Below are 21,220 nucleotides of genomic sequence, written 5' to 3'. Positions count from 1 at the left end.
GCCAGGTTCACGCGGCCGAGGTGGTCGGCCTGGTAGAGCTTCTGGTGCAGCAGGGCCATGACCTGCACCCGGTTCTGGCTCTCACGGATGGCGGCCACCGCTTGCGGGTCGTGCAAGTGGCGCGACTGGGTAGAGAGCAAGCTGCTGACCACTTGCAGGTTGTTCTTGACCCGGTGGTGAATCTCTTTTAGCATCCAGTCTTTCTCTACCAGCAGCTCTTGCCGTTCTTCTAGCAGCTGGTCTTTCTCGCCTAGCACCTGCTCCAGGGCCGCGTTCTTGCGGTGGATTTCGGCCTGTTGCGCTTCCAAGGCGCGTTGCTTCTGCTCTAGCAAGCGGGTGCTGCGCTGTTTCAGTCGGTACCGGTTGTACCCCAGGCCTAGCACTAACACCAGCAGGCCTGTACCTCCAAGCACGGCATTGCGCTGCAACTCACGCTGGCGGATAGTAAGCTGCTGCAGCTGATTTCGTTTGGTGAGCAGGGCAATGCTTTGCTCACGCTTCTCGGTGTCGTACTGAATCTGCAAGGCAGCCATCTGCTTGCTGTTCTTCTCGCTGTAGATGCTGTCGTTGATGGCTTTGTAGCGCTTGTAATAGGCAAGAGCGGAGGGTAGATTACCTTGGGCCGAATCAACTTTGGACAGGAGTAGGCAGGTGTGGGCCAGACTGCCGCGAGTAAGCACCACTTGGCCCGCGGCCAATGATTTCAGGAGGTATGCCCGCGCTTTAGAGTATTGCTTGGTGGCCAGGCAGCACGCCCCAATGGTCAGGTAGGCCCCGTGCAGCACGCGGTAATCAGTAGAAACATTCTTGCTCTTAAGGTAGGATTCTACTTGCTGGCAATAGGCCGTAGCGAGGTCATACTGCTTGGTGCGCAGGTAGCAGCTAATAAGCCCCTGAGCCACCTTCTGGCGGGAGTAATCATCCTGCGGCGGGTACGCCTTGCTCTTTTTCAGAATGAGCGCCAGTGCCTCCTGCGGCCGATTTTCAGCCAGCAGGACACGGGCAATGGTGGAAGCCAAGCCCAGCGCCGTATCGGTATAGTCGTTGGCTTCGGCGCTGCGCATGGCCAGCCGATAGTACTGAATTATCTTTTCCCGCTGGTCAAACTGCTGGTACACGGCGCCCACCCGCATGTAGTAGGTGCACAGCATCAGGGTATCTTGGCTGCGCTTGGCACTTGCCACGGCCGCCAGCGCGTACTGGAGGGCGTCTTTGTAATTGCCCAGCGCATCGTTGGTGGCGGCGAGCAGGTCGAGGGTAGAATGCTGCTTGCGGTAGCCGGCCGCTTTATACAGGGCAAGGCTGCGCAGCAGTTCTTCCTTCGCCCGGGCCGGCTTGCCCTGCATTAGGTAAGCATCCGCTAGCTCGCGGAGCACTCGGGCCTGCTGCACCGGGTCGTGCACTTCCCCAAACAACCGAATGGCCTGCTCGAAGTACCGAATCCGCTGCGGGTGGAGCGCCATCGATTTCTCGTAGGTTTCGCTGAGCAGGTACCAGCCAATGGCTTGCCGGCGCCGGTCGTGCCGCTGCTGGCTGCGCGCCAGGGCCTGCAATACAGCTTCCCGCCCGCCCGGGTCTTTGCGCAGTAAGTACCCTAGCGCGTAGTCCGCATCTATTTGCCCAGCAACATACTGTAAGGATTTGCTCAGGGCCTGCGCCTGGCGAATGCACACTGCGATGGTGTCCGGCTTTTGCAGGTAATAGGAGCGGGACGACAGGTCGTTGCTCCATTGCACCAACAGCTTCACCCGGTTGGTATCGGGCGCGCTTCGCAGTAGTCGGCTACGCAGGCTCTCCGCCTCGGTCTTGCTCAGGATGGGGTAGTAGGGCTCCGCTTGGCTGGTAAAGGCAAGCAACAACAAGAGCGCCAACAGGTATTTCACAAAGTACCTCTTAAGGAGGGACTGAAGAGCCAGTAACGTGGTAGCCATAATACCCCAAATTACTGGCTTTTCGGTGGCAACTCCACTCTAGGCCACTCTGAGAAGCCAATGGCCCACCCTAAGCTAAATGCTTGTGAGCCGGAGACTTTCATTCGGAGTTAAGTTGTATTTAAGAGTCGTGATAAGGTGTGGGTTGCAGCTTTTAAGGAAGTAATCATGCTAGCTGTCAACCAAAACAAGGAGATGGTAACTGAACGCAACGAGCGTTAAAAAGCTCGTTTATAAGGCCCTGGAATTTCGGTGGGTAAGTGCAGGGTGCGCGAAGCCCGCAGAGGAAAATACGGGTCGCGCAGCAGCTCGCGGGCCATTAGTACCAAGTCGGCTTCGCCTGCGGCAATAATGTAGTTGGCCTGGCTAGGCTCCGTAATCATGCCCACGGCACCCGTGATGACGCCGGTTTCGGCCTTCACCCGCTGGGCCATTGGCACCTGGTAGGAGGGGAACACCGCGGAGGGCGGCACGTGCACAAACCCGCCGCCAGAAGCCGTGATGACATCCACGCCGTGCGCTTTAAGTATGGCCGACAGCCGCACACCATCGGCTAGCTGCCAGGCGCGTGGGTCGTCGGAGTAGTCGACCATCGACAGGCGCACTAGCAGCGGCATGGCGTCGGGCAGCACCTGGCGCATGGCCTGCACGGTTTCTACCAGCAGGCGGATGCGGTTTTCGAAGCTGCCGCCGTAGGCATCGGTGCGTCGGTTGATGAGCGCCGAGTAAAACAGGTGGAACAGATAGCCGTGCGCGGCGTGTAGCTCGATGGAGTCGAAGCCGGCCTGCACCGCCCGCAGGCCCGCCGCCACGAAGTCCACTTTTACCTGCTCGATGTCGGTTAGCGTCATGGCTTCGGCTACGGCACCGTTGTCTAGGGCGCCAGCCGAGGGGCCTTTGGGTATCCAGCCCCCTTCGGCGGGGGTAGGAGCGTGAAGCCCTGCTCCGGGTGCCGGTGGCTGCTTTTGCTGCCTGAGTGCCACAGCTGAATGGCAATTTTGGTCCCCTGCTCCTGCACAAACTGCACCACCGGCCGCCAAGCTGCTACCTGCGCGTCGTTCCACAAGCCCGTATCGAACAACGTATTGCGCCCCTCCGGTGACACGGCCGAGCATTCCGTAATGATGAGCCCCGCACCCCCAACGGCCCGGCTGCCTAGGTGCACCAGATGCCAGTTGCCCACCAGGCCGTCGGGGGTCATGTACTGCTGCATGGGCGATACCACCAGCCGGTTTTTCAGGGTCATGCCCCGAATGGTGAGCGGGGAGAATAGAGTAAGCTCCATGTAGGATTAAGCAATGAAAGTTGTTGAAAAACAAGGGAGTGCTTCACAGGAAAAGCCATGAAAAAGGGCCTGGTAAGCTGCTCGCCAGGCCCTTTTAGCACCCCTAGTAGCCTGCCCGGCTGGCTGCCGCAGCGGCTTACACGGCATCACTGCCCAGCACCTTGCTCGGCACGATGGGGAAGCTGCGCACGCGTTTGCCCGTGGCGTGGTACACGGCGTTGGCCACGGCCGCTACGGTGCCCACCATCGCCACTTCGCCGATGCCCTTGACGCCCATAGCATTGACGTAGGGGTCGTGGCCGTCGATAAACTCTACCTGCATGTCGGGGATGTCGGCGTTGATGGGCACGTGGTAGCCGGCCAGGTCGGCGTTGGTGTAGCGCGCGTACTGCTCGTCGCGGTTGGTGCCCTCCATCAGGGCCGCCCCAATGCCCATGATGCTGCCGCCGATAATCTGGCTGCGCGCGGTTTTCGAGTTCAGGATGCGGCCCCCATCCATCACGCTCACCCAGCGCGTGACGTGCACCGTGCCGAGGTCGGGGTCTACTTTCACCTCGCAGAAATGCACCCCGAAGGAGTACATGGAGCGCTTGGTTTGCTTGGTGCCGGGCTTGTTGTCGAAGGCAATCTGGTCGGCCTCGTAGCCCTCGCCCGATTTGCTATTGCCTACCCCCTCGATATCGGCGAGCCCCTGGCGCTGCAGCAACGCCGAGAATTTCTCGCGCTTACTCGGATTTTTCTTGAGCACCAGCTGGTCTTGCTCGCGCACCACGTCGGCGGGCAGCGCCTTGAAGAGCGGCGACTGGCTGTCGCGCACCGCCAAAGCCGTCAGCCGCTGCCACACATCCTGGATGGCCAGGTACACCGACGACGACACCGTAGCCGCCGCCACCGACGAGCCCGAGGCCGGTGCGGTGGGCAAGTTGCTGTCGCCCAATTCAAAGCGCACGTTGGCCATGGGCAGGCCTAGCGCATCGGCGGCCACTTGCGTGATGACGGTGTAGGTGCCGGTGCCGAGGTCGGTGGCGCTGGTTTGCACCAGGGCGTGCCCATCGGCGTAGAGGCGCACCCGGGCCCGGCCCTGCGCCGGGCGCACGGGGTAGGAGGCCGTGGCCATGCCCCAGCCCACCAACAGGCGCCCGTCGCGGGTGACGCCGGGCTCGAGGCTGCGCTTGCTCCAGCCGAAAAGCTCGGCGCCGCGGGCATAGCATTCCTTCAGGCCCTTGCTCGACCAGGGCTGGCCGGTGCCGGGGTCTAGGTTGGCGTAGTTGCGCAGCCGGATTTCGAGCGGGTCGAGGCCCAGCTTGGCCGCCAGCTCGTCGAGGCCGCATTCCATGGCTACCGAGCCCGGCGACTCGCCCGGCGCCCGCATGTAGGTCGAGGTCATCACGTTGGCCCGCGCCACCCGGTGCGACGACTGGTAGTTGGGGCAGGCGTACAGCCAGTTGAGGATGGCCCCGTTGGGCTCGGCAAAAATGTCCCAGGGCGACGTGGTGGACGTTTTCTCGTGAATGAGCGTCGTCAGCTTGCCGTCCTGCCTGGCGCCTAGGGTAATGGTTTGCTCCTGGTCTTCGCGGTGGCCGAGGCTGGTAAACATCTGCTGGCGGGTCAGCACCAGCTTCACGGGCCGGCCCACGGCTTTGGCGGCCAGCGTGGCCAGCACCGTGTGGGGCCAGAGGTTGAACTTGCACCCAAAGCCACCCCCGATAAACTTGGTAACGACGCGCACCTGCTCCTGCGGCAAGCCCAAAATGGTAGCCAGCGACGACTGCGCCATAGCCACGGCCTGCGTTGAGTCATAAACTGTTACCCGGTCGGGCGCTTCCCAGTGGGCGATGGTCGCGCCCGGCTCCATGGGGTTGTGGTGGTTGATGGGGTGCACGTAGGTGGCCTTCACCTGCACCGCCGAAGCGGCCAGCGACGCCTGCGGGTTGCCCCGCACTACCTTCTTCAAGTCAAAGACGTAGCCCTGCCCGTTGGGGTCAAACACTTCGGCGTTAGCGCTTTGGTACGACGCCACGGGCCGCGCCTCCTCGTAGGTAACCTGCACCAGGGCGGCGGCCTGCGTGGCCCGCTCAAAGGTATCGGCCACTACCACCGCCACGGGCTGCGCGGAGTAGAATATCTCGTTGCCCGTCAGCGGCATAAACGCCATGTGCATGCCGTAAATGGCGTATTTGCCGGCCAGCGTGTTGGGCGTCTGCGCCATTTTGGGCAGGTTTTCGTGGGTGAACACGGCCAGCACGCCGGGCTCGCGCAACGCCGCGGCCGTATCGATGCTTTTGAGGCGGCCTTTGGCGATGGAGCTGGTTTTTAGCGCGGCGTAGGTCAGATTGGGTAGGAGGTATTCGGCCGCGTACTGCGCTTGTCCGGTTACTTTGGCGTGGCCATCGACGCGGTTGACGGGCTGGCCGACCACACCGCCCTTAGACGGTTCGAAAGCAGGAGAATCAGTCATAAAGAAGGCCGGAGGTTAAGTGGTGGCGACATTTTGCAGGGCCCGCACCAGTGTATTTTGGGCGAGCTGGACTTTGTAGCCGTTGTGCTCGCGGGGCTGGGCCCCGCGCAGGGCTGCGGCCGCGGCAGCCCGAAACGTTTCGTCGGTGGCCGGGGCACCGGTCAGGATTTTCTCGGCCTCGGGCGAGCGCCACGGAATGGTGCCTACCCCCCCGAGGGCCACTCGCGCCGAGCGGATGGTGCCCGCTTGCACGTCGAGTCCCACGGCCGCCGAAGCCAGGGCGTAGGCGTAGCTGGTGCGCTCCCGCACCTTGAGGTAGGTCGAGCGCCGGGCGTGTTCGGCGGCCGGAATGGTGACGGCCACAATCAGTTCGCCGGGCTCCAGAATGTTCTCTTGGTGAGGCGTTTGGCCGGGCAGCACGTAGAACGAGGTGATGGGCACGCGCCGCTGCTTGCCCTTGGCGTTTTCCAGGGTGAGCACGGCATCGAACGCCAGCAGGGCCACCGACAAATCGCCGGGGTAGGTTTGGGCAATGCACGCCTCGGAAGTACCTAGGATGGCCAGGCCGTGGTTGTCGCCGTGCTGGGCCGGGCAGCCCGAGCCGGGCACCCGCTTGTTGCACGGAAACGCCGCGTCGCGGAAGTAGCCGCAGCGCGTGCGTTGCAGCAGGTTGCCGCCGATGCTGGCCATGTTGCGCAGCTGGGCCGACGCCGCCAGCAGCAGCGACTCCGACACGGCCGGGTACTGCGCCACCACCAGGCGATGCTCGCCCACGTCGCTCATGCGCTCCAGCGCACCAATGCGCAGGCCATTAGCGGTTTGTTCGATGCCCGTGAGCGGCAGCGCGTTGATGTCAATCAGCTGAGGATATTCCACCAGGTTGACCTTCATCATGTCCAGCAGCGTGGTGGCGCCGGCCACGTAGGTGGCGGCCGGCGTTTCGCGGCGCAGGCGGGTGGCTTCCTTGGCCGAGTTGGTCGGCGTGTAAGTGAAGTTGTTCATGGTCTTAGCCTTTAGCTTGTTGGCCCGCCACCTCGCGCACGGCAGCCAGAATGTTGGGGTAGGCGCCGCAGCGGCAGATGTTGCCGCTCATCCACTCTCTGGCTTGGTGGTCGGTGGTGGCGTGGCCCTCTTGCACGCACGCCACGCCGCTCATAATCTGGCCCGAGGTGCAGTAGCCGCACTGGAAAGCATCGTGCTTGATAAAGGCTTCCTGCAGCGGGTGCAATTCGCTACCCCTCGCTAGGCCCTCAATGGTCGTGATTTCCTGGCCCTGGTTCATCACGGCCAGCGTGAGGCAGCTCACGATGCGGCGGCCGTTTACGTGCACGGTGCAGGCGCCGCACTGGCCGTGGTCGCAGCCCTTTTTGGTGCCGGTCAGGTGCAGGTGTTCGCGCAGGGCGTCGAGCAGCGTCACGCGGGGCTCGGCCTGAATGGTGCGCACTGTGCCGTTCACCTTCAGCTGCATGGGCGACACGCCGGCCACCGTTTTGGAGAAAGCCGTCAGGCGATCGGCCTGGGCCACGAAGGGGGGCGCCAGGGCCAGGCCCACGATGCCGCCGGCCTGCTTCATGAAGCTGCGGCGCGAGCCATCACTGGGCTGGTCGCTGGTAAGCTTGTTGAAGAAGTTGTTGTCCATCAGGTAAAGGATGAAGAGGTGAAATCGAAAGCCTTAGCTGCGCAGCAAGCCGCAGAAGTTGCTTGTCTAGCCCGGGCTAATTCTGCTACCAAGGCTTGTGCTGGCTGCTGTTGATAAAGGTCCGGTTCGCCTCAGGCCAGGGTCATTGACTTTTGTCAAGAAAACTATTGGGCGCAGCGCGGGAAGCAGGGTTAAGCCGCTGAGTTTTATTGATAAAAGTCAACGAACAAGCTAGTTAGCCGCGAACACCTTTGCCCAAGCACTAACCACCTAGGTCCGGTGCCGATGGGCAGTTCGACGGCACCCCTTCGCCCACTTCCGGCAAGTGTAGCAGCGAGGTAAGACGCCCAGCGGTGCACGTCCGCTTTTCGGAATACAACGGCTTTCCCGCTGAACGGCCGGCCCTTCAACTTCCCCACCTCATGACGACTGCGGCAAGAATTCGTACGCCTAAAAACCTTGCGCTAGTTATCTTGGTCGTTGGTAGTCAACTTATTGCCGCCCAAAAAGCCAGCGCTCAAGCCCTAGGCCACGATTCAATTCCGACGGGCCACCTCGCCAACTCCGCGGAAGAATACTGGCCGGCGGTGCCTGACTCATTGCCCCACCAGTTTGTTCGTCGCCTCAAGCACCTGCCCCTTCGGGGCGGCCGGGGCTTCATGGGCTACGGCCTGCACCTGCGCGAAACCTACGACAACTACCAGCGCTACTATTGGGGCCTCGGGCCGGAGGATAAAAACGGCTACCTGCTGCACCGCGCCATCGGCTACGCCGACCTGCGCTGGAACCGGCACCTGCGGGCCTATGCCGAGCTAAACAGCAGTACGATTTCCGGGCGCAACGGTGGGCCCCGCCCCGTGCAGGATGAGAACAAGCTGAGCTTCAACCAGCTATTTGCCGAGCTGTCGTGGCCCGTGGCGCCGCGGGCGCACCTGGTGCTGCGGCTGGGCAAGCAGGTGCTCCAGTACGGGCAAGGCACGCTGCTCGACCTGCGCGACGCCAACGTGCGGCGCTCCTACCTAGGGGCCAAGGCGGTAGCCTACCTCGGCAATACGCGGGTCGATGGCCTAGCCATGTGGCTGGTGCGCAATAACCCAGGCCTGCTCGACGATGCGCGCGACCGCACGCAGTGGCTGCTAGGCGGCTGGCTGAGCCACGCCTACCAGCACCGCCTGGTCACGCGCTTCGACGTGTTCTACCTCTTCGTCAACCGCGACCAAACCCTCTTCAACCAAGGCGCCGGGGCCGAACAACGGCATACGGTGGGCGCATCCGTGTATTACCAGCGGGGGCCGTGGAACGGCATCACCGTGTTCGAAGGCCAGCTCGGCCAGTTTGCCGGTACTACCATCCGGGCGTGGAAGGTGGCGCAGCTGGTGGCCTACGAAGTGCCCAGCCCGAAGCTGAAGCCGGTGCTCACGCTGCAAGGCGCCATCGCCAGCGGCGACCACAACCCGGCTGATGGCGAGCTGAATACGTTCAACCCGCTCTACCCGAGGGCCATCTACTACGGGTTTGTCGACAATATAGGCTCCTCCAATGTGCTCGTCGTGCATCCCCGGGCCGATGTCAACCTGGCCCCCAGGGTGCGACTGCTCACGGGCTACTACCGCTTTTGGCGCACCAGTCTGGCCGATGGCGTGTACGGCCCGGCCGGCGTGCTGCTGCTCCCTGCCGTCGATTCGGGGCGCTTCGTCGGCGATATGGTGGATGCCGTCTTTTCCTACAGCCCCACGGCCGCCCTCAACCTGCAAGCCACGGGTGTGTACTTCCGGCGGGGAACGTACCTGCTGAGCCAACCGGACCTGACGACCGATATTTATTACGGGGGGCTGCGGCTCACGGTCCGTATTTGAGGGGATAGGGGGCAAAACGATTGCCTGCTACCCGTCGTACAGTCGAATAGCGAATACATGCTCGTTTGCAAGGCATGCCGCTTTTGTGTAGCAGTGCTTTACACGCCGCACAGCCTACGTACTACCACGCGTTTCTGTACTATGTCTTTTCTGATGCGCGTCGTCCGGCGCTTGCTGCGTCTCAAGCCTAATGCCTTTCGGTCAGTACAAACGGCACAAGCGTCTGCGGCCAAGCGGGGGCCGGATGCGCTCATCCCCCGCAGCCTGCGGCGGCGCTGCCACATCCGCCAGACGACTGTACAGGGCCAGCTGGTCTTCACGCTGACTCCCCAGCAGGGTGCCAGCAGCCGGGAACTGGTGTACATCCACGGGGGCGGGTTCATTCACCCGCTCGTGTCCGCGCACTGGAGCATCATTAAGCAGTTGATTCGCCAAACCGGAGCTACCATCACCGTGCCCATCTATGGGCTGACCCCGGCGCACCACGTAACCGAGTGCTATACCTTCCTGGACGAGGTTTACCAACAGGCGGTAACCCGGGCCGGGAATAAGCCGGTGTATCTGGCCGGCGATTCGGCGGGCGGAAACCTGAGCTTGGGGCTGGCCATCCGCTGCCGTGATCAGGGCCAGCGGCTCCCCACGGCCGTATTCTTATTCTCCCCGGCGCTGGACCTCACCTTGACCAATCCCGAAATCAACGCACTGCTGCCCCTGGACCCCATGCTGGACGTACCCGGCCTGAAGTGGTGCTTTGCCCAATGGGCCGGCGGCTTACCGCTAACCAACCCGCTGCTGAGTCCGCTCTATGACTCGCTGGTGGGCCTGCCGCCCATCTACCTTTACCAGGGCGGGTACGACATCCTCGCCGCCGATGCGCGCACGTTTGCGGCGAAAGCCAAGAGCGTCGGCGCACCGGCCGAGGTGCAGTTCTACCCGGACGGCTTTCACGTCTTTGTTGGGGCGACGTTCACGAAGGAGGCGCGTCAGGTGTTCCGCCACATTGGGCAAGTTGTGAACGCCAACCCGTAAGACTTGCTGCTGTGAACCTGGTCGTTACCAGAAATCAGCCCCCGGCACGCTGGTGCGGGGGGCTCCTGAAGCATCTAACCGGCCCCCTCATTTAACCTCTGTACCAAACTTTTAACTAAGGCCAACCTCTCATCCCACCTAGCCCTTATGCCGATGGAGCTGGCGTTAGCGCCGCCGGCTTAGGCTTTTGCAGCCACCCCAGCAGCAGGGCCACTGCGAAGGCCAGCAGCGCAAACCCAACGTTGCCCCAGGGCAGGCTACGGATGCCGTAGTGCGCAATCACCCAGCCGCCCACGGTAGTGCCGACCGCTACCCCGAGGTTGGAAAACGACGCGGCAATGCTATTGGCAAACGCCACAGCTTCTGGCGCAGCGGCGGTAATGACGGCGGAACTCAGCAGAAAGCACGGCGCGTACAACAGCCCCCATACCGCTACCATGCCCGTCGTGAGCGCCAGCTGGCTGCCCGTCGCCAGCAGCCCGGCAGCCACCAGGATGGGCCCGGCGAGGAGCAAGTAAGTAGTGACCTGCAAAGAGCGCCCCAAGAGCTTTCCCGCCAGCCAATTGCCCACCAGGCCCATGGCCCCAAACAGCAGCAATTGGTAACTGATACTGCCGGCCGCTACGTGCTTGATAGACAGCAGATAGTTAACAAAATAGCCATACGTGCAAAACCAGCCCGACACCAACAGCAGCGCCATGGCCGCGCTGAGCAGAAAAACGGGCTTGACCAAGATGCCGAGCTGCTCGCGGAAGCCGGCGTGGGCCGTGGCGGGCAGCGAAGGAATAAACCAGTAGGTTGCCGCCATCCCCAAGGCGCTGATAATCGCTTGCAGCCCAAAGCCCGCCGGCCAGCCCCACTGGCCCACGGCATAGGTGATGAGGGGAATGGTCACGACGGTAGCTACCCCTATGCCGCTCAGCACAATAGCCATCAGGCGGGGCCGTTCGGCGGGGTCGCTCTCCGCGCCCACAATGCCCAGCGAGGTAGCAAAAAACACCGGGTGAAACAGCCCCGGTACGATGCGCATCAGCACGAGCACCCAAAACGGCGGCCCCAGCGCCGACACCACGCCCGCCACCAGAAAGGGCGCGAAGCCGGCGAGCAGCACCACCCGCCGATTGAAGTTGCTAACCAACAGGGTCGCAAACGGCCCCACCAGCGCAATCGTCACCGCGTATATGCTCACCAGCGAACCCGCCTTGTCCAAGCTGATGTGGTAGTGCTCGGCCAGTTGCGGTAAAATGCCGACGATACCGAAGTAAGTAGTCGTCATGCAAGCAATGCCGAAGCAGCAGCAGTAAGCAATTTTTTTCATGACCCATTGACAGAAGGATTTTGAGCGCGCTGAGCCCGCTTAACCGCCGGCTTAGATGGCTTTTTGAGCTGGTAATTGCCGCTTAAACAGGGCTTTACCAGCAAGCCAAAACTATCCTCTAGGCCGGAAGGCCTACATTGACTTTTATCAAGAAGTCAGCACCATGAAAACCTGCACGTGGGCGACGCCCGAACCCGCACATGCAAAAGCTAGCTGTCGCCGCACTAAGTGAGCCGAGCGGGGTAGGCGGTGCCTAGACCGCTCGACTCAGTGCGCACAGGCTTCTTGCTCGTGTCAAATTGCAGGCTCAGGCACGCGCCCTGGGCCGTGCTGACGGCCAGTTGCCCATCCAGCTGCCGGCTCAAGCCCTTGATGATGACCATACCCAGGCTGCGGCTGCGTGTTAAGTCAAAGCCCTGCGGCAGGCCTACTCCGTCATCGGTGATGATCAACTGATATTGTTGCGGACCTAGGCTGACCAAGCTGACGGTAAGCGTGCCGCGTCGCGGTGGGGGAAAGGCGTGCTTGAGCGCATTGGTTACGGCCTCGTTGAGGATGAGCCCTAAGGGGGTAGCCACCGTGGTTTCCAGCTCGATGGGAGCCAGCTCGAGCTGCACTTGCACCGAGCGTTGGCGGTCGAAGGACTCGACTAGGTAGTTCACGATTTCGCGGGCGTAGTCGGCCAGGTTCACGCGGCCGAGGTGGTCGGCCTGGTAGAGCTTCTGGTGCAGCAGGGCCATGACCTGCACCCGGTTCTGGCTCTCACGGATGGCGGCCACCGCTTGCGGGTCGTGCAAGTGGCGCGACTGGGTAGAGAGCAAGCTGCTGACCACTTGCAGGTTGTTCTTGACCCGGTGGTGAATCTCTTTTAGCATCCAGTCTTTCTCTACCAGCAGCTCTTGCCGTTCTTCTAGCAGCTGGTCTTTCTCGCCTAGCACCTGCTCCAGGGCCGCGTTCTTGCGGTGGATTTCGGCCTGTTGCGCTTCCAGTAGTTGGTTGCTACGTTGCTTAAGACGGAACCGGTTGTACCCCAGGCCTAGTAGACTCGCCATTAGCAAAGTCCCACCCAAAAAGACATTGCGTTGAAATCCGCGCTGCCGGATGGTCATCTGTTGCAGCAAGCTTTGTTTGGTGAGTAGGGCAATGCTTTGCTCTTTTTCTTTGGTATCGTACTGAATCTGCAGGCCGGCTATCTGCTTGCTGTTGCGTTCATTGAAGATGCTGTCGTGCATCGTTTTATAGTGCTGATAATTGGCGATGGCCGCCGTAGCTAGACCCTGCGCTGAATCAGCCTTGAACAGTAGCAGGTAGCTGCTTTCTAAGATTGTTTTATACCCCGCGTTTTTACTGAGTAGCACAGTCTGTTGAAGGTATTCGCGTGCCTTGTTATACTGGTGCGTGGCCACGAAGAAGCGCCCGATACCTAAGTAAACTTCTATCCTGTTGGCATAGGTGGCCGGCAGTTCTTCTACCTGGCGGCGTAGCGACTGGCAGCTCTGGGCAGCTAGCTTGAATTGCTTGGTGGCTATATAGCAGCGAAGAAAACCAGTCGCGAGGTATACGCTATCAGCCGTTGTCTGCGGCGGAAATCTCCTTTGTACCTGCAGCATCAACGCTAATGCCTGCTTGGGACGGCCCATCACAACCATGTTTCTAACAATTTGCACGGCCAGATAACGTGCATACTTTTGGTCGTGACGCCCAATGGCTTGTTGCAGGGATAGGCGCAAGTACTCATCTACTTTTGCCAGCTCATTGAGTTCGTAGTACGTGAGCCCGACCCTTGTATAGAATTCTCCGAGCTCCGCTGTGTCTTGCGTAACCTTAGCCCTGCGAATTGCTGCCATGCCATACTGTAGGCCATCGTAGTAGTTGCCCAGGAGCGTGTTCATCATTCCCAGCAGGTAAAAGGTATAATGTAGGCGGGAATACCCGCTAGCCTGGTAAAGGGCTAAAACGCGCAAAAGCTCCTCGCGGGCCAGCTTGAAGTTTCCTTGACTATAGTGAATATCTGCTATTTCTTTCAAGCAATGAGCTTGCCCGGTTTTATCTGATAATTGCTCATAGCAGCAAACTGCCTCCGTAAAGTAGGTTAGTCTCGTAGGTATACTAGCCGGCGAATGCTCTGTATTCATCCCTAAATAATACCACCCTAGCGCTTCTTGCGGTAGCATGCGAAGCTGTTGGCTGCGCCTCAACGCCGCTTGGATAGTTTGTTGGCCCAATGCCTTTTTGTCTGACGTGCACAGGAGCAATCCTATTGTATAAGCGCTTGTCAACTGGCCTACTGTAAAATGTAGTGCCTCGCTTAGGGTTTTAGCCTGATGTGCATACGCATCTGCGCTGTCGGCTAAAGTCGTTTTGACTTTGCCCTTGGCTATTAAGTCGTTGCTCAAGCGCAGCAACAGACGCACGCGAGTTGTATCGCGCGGACTCTGCCAGAGCCGGTGGCGAAGGCTTTCGGTTTCCGTTTGGCTGAGTAGAGGATAATCAACCTTGCTTACCAGAGGATAGAAGGGCGTTGCTTGGACTGGTGAGGCCAGCAATGCCAGAAGTACCAGTAAGTATTTCACGAGATGATAGTAAGGGCAAGAAAACAGCAGGCTGCTGGAACCTTAGAATTCTAAGTTGCTGGAGGATAAGTGACTTGCAGTTGTTTTTTAACCAAGTAGTTACAACGTACTAATCCCGCAACCCTCAAGCGCTAAAAGTACCGCCAAGCGCTGGCGGCTTGCCTTGACTTATATCAAGAACGAGGTCGTAGTTGTGAGAAAGATTACGCTACAGGCGGACGCAAGATTATTCTTGATAAAAATCAAGGAAAGCAGCCTAGTGGGGCTCTCACCTTTGTGCTGCTCATCCGCCGGGCTGCTCGGCATTCTTGTCTCTATCAACTTGGCTAACGCCTCTCCCTTACCTTTCCACTGTACTATGCGCCGCTTACTGCACTTCTTACTCGGCATGGTCCCGCTGGCGGCCTCGGCCCAATCGAAGCCGGTGCCACCCGCTTCTTTCCTTGTGCAAGGCAGCTTGCCGGCAGCTAAGGCCCGGATGGCGTACCTGTACTACAAAAATGGTACGCAATCGGTCGTTGATTCGGCAGCCGTGCACAAGGGCCACTTTCAGTTTAAAGGCGTAGTGCCGGCATTGCCGCAGGCCCAGCTTATTGTGCCCACCCCTGGTACTCCCGTAGAGCGGTCGGATGAGCGGCTACTCATTTACTTGGAAAAAGGCACTATTACGGTGGTTGGTAAGGATCATGTAAAATATGCGGCAACCGAAGGTACCCCGCTCAACCACGAAAGCACCAGCCTGGCCGCGCAAGTCTCGTCTTTCCGCCAGCAACTGGATGCCTTGTACGCGGCCTTCGAAGCCCTGCCCGCGGCTGAGCGCAACACGCCTGCCGCCGAGGCTAAGCTGAATCAGGAGGCTAATGCCATCTACGAAAAGCGTCAGGAAGTCTACGCGGCCTACCTAAAGGCACATCCAACGAATCCTTATAGCTTATATGTACTAGAAAGCTACGTTGGGCCCATGCCCCAGGCCAGCTCTTACGCCGCCCTCTTCGCGGCCCTAGACCCTCGTGTTCGCAGCTCACCCTATGGCAAGGTTATGCAGCAGCGCATTGAGCAATTGCAGCGCGTAGCGGTAGGGGCAGTGGCGCCTGATTTCAGTCAAGCTAACCCCGATGGTCAGCAGCTTAAGCTCTCGGACCTGCGCGGCAAGTACGTGTTAATTGATTTCTGGGCCTCCTGGTGCGCGCCATGCCGGCAGGAAAACCCTCAGTTGGTTAAGCTGTATAACGCTTACAAAAGCAAAGGCTTTACCGTCCTCGGGGTATCACTGGATAACGCCTCGCAGCGGGCGGCCTGGCTGAAAGCCATTGAGAGCGACGGCCTGCCATGGTCGCAGGTAAGCTCGCTGTCCAGGCCCAACCCAGTAGCCCTTACGTATGGGGTAAATGCCATTCCCCAAAACTTTCTGCTCGACCCCCAGGGCCGCATTCTGGCCACCAACCTGTGGGGCGAGGAGCTAGCGAAAAAACTGGCCGAGCTGCTGGGCAAGGCTAATTAATTGTACTGGAGGGCAAAGTATTAGTTGTTCGATCCGGGAGTTTAATTCTTCCGCTATGCTCCGGCCCGGTCAGTGGTACAGTAAGGTGCGGCTAGAGGGTAAGTGAAGCAGGTGAGCTAGCTTGGCACCGGAGTCGCTCTAGGGCTGCTGAGTATTTTGGCGGGATATGCCCGGGCATTTGCCGGAATCCGCTCCCCGCCTTCGCTTTCCTGCTCGGAAGCTAGCTGGCGCCCACGCTGGGCATCAGCCAGTTCCTTGCCCGTGAGTTTGCCCTCAATGCGCAGCTGCAACTAAAACTCGCGGTGGTTCAGCCGCGTTCAGCTTAAACTAGCGCGCAGGAGCAGAAAAAGCAAGCCCTGCCAGCATAGCACAACGAGACGCTGGAGCAGCAGGCGACGCAGCGCGCGGGGGAGCGGGCCCTCAACGCCCTCTGCGACGAGTGCCTGCGCCGGGCCTGTGAGCCAAGGATACGTTCTTCTATTCGGTGCTCGCTACGGACTGGGCGCCGGACTTGCCGCTGGTAGAGGCCGGCGCGGGCGACCTGGGGCAGGGGCGGCTCAACCTATTTAGCAACGCCTTGTATGCCGTGCAGCAGCGCCAGCAGTGGGCGAAACGGGCTACGCGCCCACGGTACGCGTGCCCGCAAAGCATCAGAACGGGCACGGGACCAGCCTTGTACGCGACAACAGCTCGGGTATGAGCCCCGAGGTGCCGAGCAAGATCTTCCCACTCTTCCCCACCATCAAACCCACGGGCGAGGGCCCGGCCTGTCGCACGATATCGTTGCCCGGGGATAAGGAGGCACCTTCTCCGTAAGCCTACCTCTTAGCTAACTAGCCTCGCTGGCCTGCATCAACCCTGGTTAAGCTGAGCCTAGTGTTTAGCTTAACCAGGGTTGTGTAGCCTGGCAGTCAATTAGCTAGCGGCAATGGGAGCACTAGCCAGCACTTAGCGCTGCCGGGCCGCCCAAGCGTCCATCTTGCGTTCGAGCACGGCCAGGGGCATGCTGCCACCGGCCAGCAGCTCGTCGTGGAAGGCTTTCAGGCTGAACTTCTTGCCCAGCTGCTTTTCGTAGCGGGCGCGCAGCTCACTGATTTTCAGCTGCCCCACTTTGTAGCTCAGCGCCTCAGAGGCCAGCCGCCACGGTAGGCAGTAGTGTTGTTTTCATCAGTAATGACAAGCGTTTTAGGATTAGTCTCGGTTACTTGGCTGGGTTAGCGGCCGCCAGTTGCCGCAGGCGCGTGCGAAAAAGCGGGGGGCGGGCCCGCCCGGGGCATGCCCGCTGTGCTCGAATAAGAACAGCGGCTCCTTAAGGGCCTTGCTGGCGGCGAAATACTGCTGCGTCAGCTCCGCCGACGTACGTAGTCGGGCTTGCCCACCATTAGGTACACGGGCAGTAAAAAGGCCGTATCGACGGCGGCGGTTTTAAGCCGGCGGTTGTCCCCATGTGCCCTCGCGTAATTGGGTTGAAAAATCGCGGCGCAGAAGTGGAGAAGAGCTAAAGCTTGTTGCATAAAAAGTAGATTGGGATTACCGCAAGCTTAGCTACTGTTCAGTAAAGAACTGTATAATTTCAATTATTCCTGTAAATATTTTACCATAACCAATAAGGAGTTGGGCAATGATTGTCTTACTCCCAGAAGTTGGACAGTTTAGGCGGGCTGTGTTTGCTCCTCCGGGAGGTGTGTTAGGTACTAGGCAAAGAAGTACGGGAAGTAGTAAAGGAGCTATTTACCAGTAGTTCCACCTGACAATCTGCTCCAGGTCTCTGCTGTTGACTTTGGTCAGGACGGGAGGTTCCCGTTTAGATCGCCTCGCGTGGAACGCGAGGCAGCAGGTAGGTAGGAGGTAGGGTGAGAACAAGACAAAAATGGTTACCTTATTTTAGTACCAGGCCTAGTCAATCTACCGGTACTAGTTAGCTCCCTTTGCAGATCCACCCCCTAACGAAGTAGCCCTCCCCCCAAGATGTCTTATGAGAAGATGCTGCTCAGCAAGGAGCGGGTGCGGGTTCATAAAAACGAGGAAATCATGAACAGCGTCCGTTATGCAGGCCGTGGTGGTATGGTGGCAAGAGGCGCATCGAGAAACCGTACTCTGTACGACTGGTCTTGAACCCAGCAGACGCCGCCACTCCCATGAACCAGTTACTTCTTTTCCTGTCGGGCATCTTGGTATGCTTCCACAGCGCGGCGCAGCCAGGCAACCAAACAATCCTGGGCCACACCGACAGCCTCCGGTCCACAATCCTGCAAGAAAGCCGCAAATTTTATGTCCACGTGCCCGCTGGTGCGGCGGGCCAAAGGGCGGCCACCCAACGGTACCCAGTGGTGTACTTGTTCGATGCCGACGCCCAGTTTGCCGCCGCCACGAGCATGGTGCAATACCTCAGCACCAACTACAACGCGGTGTGCCCGCAAATGATCGTGGTTGGCCTGCTGCATCCGGACCGACGAAAAGATTTGACCCCCACGCACGTGGCCACCGACCCTCCTTTTTGGGCGGCGGGGGCCAGCAGAACGAGTGGGGGAGGCGAACCGTTTATCGCGTTCCTCGAACAGGAGCTGATGCCCTACATCGACCGGCACTACCCGACCCAACCCCGCAAACTCCTGATCGGCCACTCGCTGGGAGGGCTGGCCGTCATGCAAATTTTTGTGCACCACACCCGGTTGTTTGATTCCTATATCTGCCTGGACCCCAGCATGTGGTGGGACAACCAAACCCTGTTGCAAGAAACCAAACGGGCGCTGGAAACCCGGCGTTTTCCCGGCACCTCCTTCTACCTGGGCATTGCCCACACGGCGGCGGAAGGCCTGGATATCCCGACGGTGCTGGCCGACACCACCCCGGCGACGCTGCACATGCGCAGCGGGTTGACCTTGCAGCGCTATTTTGAACTCAACCCGCACAACGGGTTGAAGTACCAGGGCAAGTATTATCCCAACGAGAGCCACATGTCGGTGCCCTTTATTGCCGAGTACGACGCGCTGCGTTTCCTGTTTGACACGGGGCGAAAGTAGCACGACGCCCCGGTGCCCGCAACCGCGCCGCTGGGTTGCTCAGTTGCCGCAGAGCCACTCAGACATCAGTTGTTGGGGCTGCCCGTACTTTCAGAGGTATAAGCACAGGGGAGCAGCCCGCCCGGGAAACGCTTTTTCAGGACGGTTTCCCCGCTACTCACTCCGGTGAGGAATTGGCGCCGGTGGCCCAGAAATTCGGGCGTCATTCCCAGGTACGAGGCAATGTACTTCTGGACGACGCGGTGGCGCAGGCGGGGATATAGGTGGCAGAAGCGGGCGTAGCGTTCGGCGGCCGGATAGTGCAGCAGGTCCAGGCACTGGTGCTGCTCCAGCAGAAAAGCATGTTGGAACAGGAGCCGGAAGGTTTTTTACTGTTCACTAGGGGAAAAGCCTTTCTCTACCAAAAAATTGGTGAAGGTTTTTCCATCGTAGCGAGATAGGTGAGTGTTTCTATTCCCAATCCACAGGTTTCCCGCTCTGTCTTCCAAAACTGACCACACGTCATTATCGATCAAGCCATCTTGTTCGGTAAAACAGGTGAAGGCGATGCCATCGTTTCGGCAAATTCCCTGGCTGCCTCCGATCCAAATGGTGCCTCGCTGGTCTTCAATAATGCGGGTAACCGGATTGATCGGACCCATTGATAAGCCGCTCATTTTGCTAAAGGAGCGGCCATCATACCGGTAGGCCCCCGTCCAATTGCTAAACCAGATATTTCCTTGCTTGTCTTGCAGCTGTGGCCAGGCCCAGTTAAACTCTTTTCGTTCGTTGATTTGCAGGGTGGTAATGGTTTTGCCATCATAGCGAAACACCCCTTCGTTACCCCTGCCTCCCAACCAGATGGTCCCGGCTTTATCTTCCAACATGTATTCCACGTTGTGGTTGCTACTCATATACCCACTCCCGCCCTGTTTGATTATAAAGGGCGTGAAGGATTTGCCATCGTAGATATACACCCCGTCAACGGTGGCAAACCATAGTTTGCCGCTTCTATCCTGCATTATGCTGAATACAGTGTGGGAGCTGCGGTACTGGTTGGGGGGCAGGTCTTTGCGCACCGGGATGGCAATGGGAGTAAACGTTTTCCCGTCGTACAGGCACACTCCCGCTTCGGTACCGACCCAGAGGGTACCGGCTTTATCCTCCAACAGACACCACACCCAATTGCTGTTCAGCCCGTTTGTAGTGGTAAAGTGGCGAAACGAGTTGCCGTCATATTTATAGAGTCCCGCAAAGGTGCCGAACCAAATATTGCCGGCGCGGTCCTGCAGCAGACGGCCAGCGGTGCCACTCTTTGGGGAGCCTTGGGCGGGTGGGTGGTCGGCGACACGTCGTTGCCTCACTTTTTCTGCGGGCAAGTCCGTTTTACCCGGTTCGTGGCAGGACGTGAGCACAACTGTCCAGGCGATAATACTAGGGCCGAGCAGTAGCTTTCGGGTCATGGTTGCGGTTAAATATTCCGGCTGCCCTTTGGGCTAAGAACGACGGCTCACCCTGGCCCCGTACGCCCATACACAAGAGGCGGAGTAGAGGCGGGGGCACGTGGGGACACGAAGGTAGTTGCCTTTCGACGGAGCTTTACTGCTCGGTAAGTATCCCCGCAGAGGTTATCTGAATCAGGAAGCTTGCCGGGAGGGCTGAATAGTCCCGCCGACTTGCTGCTCCTAGTGGAGCGTCCCGGCCCCGATTGCCGGGCGCCCGGCCGCTTCGGCGAGACCTGAACGCCGGCCGACGATGCGCGCCGGGGCTAGACCGGCTGCCGTGCGTTCACGAATAAGCTCGCACTCAAAGTCAGCCAGGAAGGCAGGCAGGGTAAAGATCGAGCGCTCGTGCGGCCTGAACTGCTACCCGCGCGAAGGATAGCTCTTGACTTTGTTGACCCGAGAACCGTATCTTTATACAGTAAAAAATAAGGGAAGCCTTTCGGCTCCCCTTACCCTTACTTCCAGTGTTCGAGCAGCGCCACGGCGCCGCCGCCCAATAGAAACCCCAACAGCCATTTGACTAGCTCCTGGGGTATTCGGATTTTAAGCGTGAACCTAAAATCCGTTGCAGCCCGTTCCTTATCCATTGCGTTAGAAGTAGGGTGTAGCTGCACCCACTTCTTGAAACCCTGGAGGCCCCCCAGCCCCCAGGGTTTCGCCGTTCATAGGCAACCGAGTTGGCGGGGTGGATACCGTGCGTTACCCCTAAGATACGCATAAGAAACCGCATTTACAGGCTGTGAATGCGGTTTTTGTTCTTTTCTGGCACCTGGTATCAGGTGCGTTTAGCGCTTTCGTCTTGGGTGGCTGCGGGGGCTTCCTCGATGGATTCCACGAACTTGACGAGCGCCGATATATTCTTGATAAGCAGTACGCTCTCCTGCCGGTTACGCTGCCGGTTGTCGGGGGCCAGGCTCCTATTATTGCGAACAGCATGGAAGGCCGATTGCAGGCTGATGGAATACTTCAGAATCTTCAGCGCCTTATCCGAGTGGATTTTCCAGTGCCTTCGAGCACTCTCCCCTCGTCTGTGAACGGCATTTAGCTTTTCCTCCCGGGTAGGGGTAGGCCCGTGTTTACTGCGCAATTGCCGGAAATAGTTGCTCGGGCCGGCCGGCCGCCG

The 21,220-nt window shown here is 59.5% G+C and carries 18 protein-coding genes; 5 read left to right on the top strand and 13 right to left on the bottom strand.

What is annotated here, in order from left to right:
• From EU557_RS23280 to EU557_RS23260, 6 genes are all read right to left on the bottom strand, one after another.
• Nucleotides 1-1,883: tetratricopeptide repeat-containing sensor histidine kinase (locus tag EU557_RS23280; protein WP_167855327.1), on the bottom strand; the 1,883-nt coding region annotated here is incomplete at its 3' end.
• Between the two features lie 266 nt (nt 1,884-2,149).
• Nucleotides 2,150-2,782 (bottom strand): oxidoreductase, encoded by a 633-nt coding sequence (locus tag EU557_RS25995; RefSeq protein WP_281062613.1) that lies wholly within the window; start codon nt 2,780-2,782, stop codon nt 2,150-2,152.
• Between the two features lie 23 nt (nt 2,783-2,805).
• A complete protein-coding gene (locus EU557_RS25990; RefSeq protein ID WP_281062612.1) occupies nt 2,806-3,216 on the bottom strand; it encodes an oxidoreductase in 411 nt (136 codons plus the stop codon).
• A gap of 136 nt (nt 3,217-3,352) precedes the next feature.
• Entirely contained in the window at nt 3,353-5,674 is a 2,322-nt protein-coding gene (locus EU557_RS23270) for a xanthine dehydrogenase family protein molybdopterin-binding subunit (RefSeq protein WP_135532882.1), read from the bottom strand.
• 15 nt (nt 5,675-5,689) lie between these two features.
• On the bottom strand, nt 5,690-6,676 hold the full coding sequence (locus tag EU557_RS23265) for an FAD binding domain-containing protein (protein WP_135532881.1): 987 nt from the start codon (nt 6,674-6,676) through the stop codon (nt 5,690-5,692).
• Between the two features lie 4 nt (nt 6,677-6,680).
• Nucleotides 6,681-7,313, bottom strand: a complete 633-nt coding sequence (locus EU557_RS23260; RefSeq protein WP_135532880.1) for a (2Fe-2S)-binding protein — start codon at nt 7,311-7,313, stop codon at nt 6,681-6,683.
• Between the two features lie 422 nt (nt 7,314-7,735).
• On the opposite strand from EU557_RS23260, the gene EU557_RS23255 reads away from it, so the two are divergent.
• Nucleotides 7,736-9,169 (top strand): alginate export family protein, encoded by a 1,434-nt coding sequence (locus EU557_RS23255; protein ID WP_135532879.1) that lies wholly within the window; start codon nt 7,736-7,738, stop codon nt 9,167-9,169.
• Nucleotides 9,170-9,310: 141 nt separating this feature from the next.
• Nucleotides 9,311-10,198: an alpha/beta hydrolase gene (locus EU557_RS23250; RefSeq protein WP_167855326.1), complete on the top strand. Its 888-nt coding sequence runs from the start codon at nt 9,311-9,313 to the stop codon at nt 10,196-10,198.
• Between the two features lie 145 nt (nt 10,199-10,343).
• On the opposite strand, the gene EU557_RS23245 is transcribed toward EU557_RS23250, so the two are convergent.
• Both EU557_RS23245 and EU557_RS23240 read right to left on the bottom strand, forming a co-directional pair.
• Nucleotides 10,344-11,516, bottom strand: a complete 1,173-nt coding sequence (locus EU557_RS23245; protein ID WP_135532877.1) for an MFS transporter — start codon at nt 11,514-11,516, stop codon at nt 10,344-10,346.
• A gap of 224 nt (nt 11,517-11,740) precedes the next feature.
• Complete coding sequence (locus EU557_RS23240; protein ID WP_167855325.1) at nt 11,741-13,411, bottom strand: sensor histidine kinase; 1,671 nt, start codon at nt 13,409-13,411, stop codon at nt 11,741-11,743.
• Between the two features lie 1,036 nt (nt 13,412-14,447).
• Here EU557_RS23240 and EU557_RS23235 point away from each other — a divergent pair.
• On the top strand, nt 14,448-15,590 hold the full coding sequence (locus EU557_RS23235) for a TlpA disulfide reductase family protein (protein WP_135532875.1): 1,143 nt from the start codon (nt 14,448-14,450) through the stop codon (nt 15,588-15,590).
• Between the two features lie 116 nt (nt 15,591-15,706).
• Here the strand turns inward: EU557_RS23235 and EU557_RS25605 are convergent, their stop codons facing one another.
• A complete protein-coding gene (locus EU557_RS25605) occupies nt 15,707-15,880 on the bottom strand; it encodes a hypothetical protein (protein ID WP_167855324.1) in 174 nt (57 codons plus the stop codon).
• Between the two features lie 194 nt (nt 15,881-16,074).
• On the opposite strand from EU557_RS25605, the gene EU557_RS23230 reads away from it, so the two are divergent.
• A complete protein-coding gene (locus EU557_RS23230; RefSeq protein ID WP_135532874.1) occupies nt 16,075-16,290 on the top strand; it encodes a hypothetical protein in 216 nt (71 codons plus the stop codon).
• Between the two features lie 248 nt (nt 16,291-16,538).
• Here EU557_RS23230 and EU557_RS23225 read toward each other — a convergent pair whose 3' ends face one another.
• Both EU557_RS23225 and EU557_RS25600 read right to left on the bottom strand, forming a co-directional pair.
• Nucleotides 16,539-16,712, bottom strand: a complete 174-nt coding sequence (locus EU557_RS23225; RefSeq protein WP_281062614.1) for a DUF885 family protein — start codon at nt 16,710-16,712, stop codon at nt 16,539-16,541.
• Between the two features lie 221 nt (nt 16,713-16,933).
• Complete coding sequence (locus EU557_RS25600; RefSeq protein ID WP_167855323.1) at nt 16,934-17,104, bottom strand: hypothetical protein; 171 nt, start codon at nt 17,102-17,104, stop codon at nt 16,934-16,936.
• Nucleotides 17,105-17,728: 624 nt separating this feature from the next.
• Here EU557_RS25600 and EU557_RS23220 point away from each other — a divergent pair.
• Nucleotides 17,729-18,613: an alpha/beta hydrolase gene (locus tag EU557_RS23220; RefSeq protein WP_135532872.1), complete on the top strand. Its 885-nt coding sequence runs from the start codon at nt 17,729-17,731 to the stop codon at nt 18,611-18,613.
• 368 nt (nt 18,614-18,981) lie between these two features.
• Here the strand turns inward: EU557_RS23220 and EU557_RS23215 are convergent, their stop codons facing one another.
• Complete coding sequence (locus EU557_RS23215; RefSeq protein WP_135532871.1) at nt 18,982-20,055, bottom strand: ligand-binding sensor domain-containing protein; 1,074 nt, start codon at nt 20,053-20,055, stop codon at nt 18,982-18,984.
• Between the two features lie 817 nt (nt 20,056-20,872).
• On the bottom strand, nt 20,873-21,184 hold the full coding sequence (locus EU557_RS23210) for a hypothetical protein (protein ID WP_135532870.1): 312 nt from the start codon (nt 21,182-21,184) through the stop codon (nt 20,873-20,875).
• Nucleotides 21,185-21,220 lie beyond the last annotated feature (36 nt).

The organism is Hymenobacter wooponensis, from assembly GCF_004745865.1.
Classification (GTDB): domain Bacteria; phylum Bacteroidota; class Bacteroidia; order Cytophagales; family Hymenobacteraceae; genus Hymenobacter; species Hymenobacter wooponensis.
The sequence above is the reverse complement of the archived record's forward strand: the minus strand, read 5'-3'. Positions and strand labels throughout refer to the sequence as shown.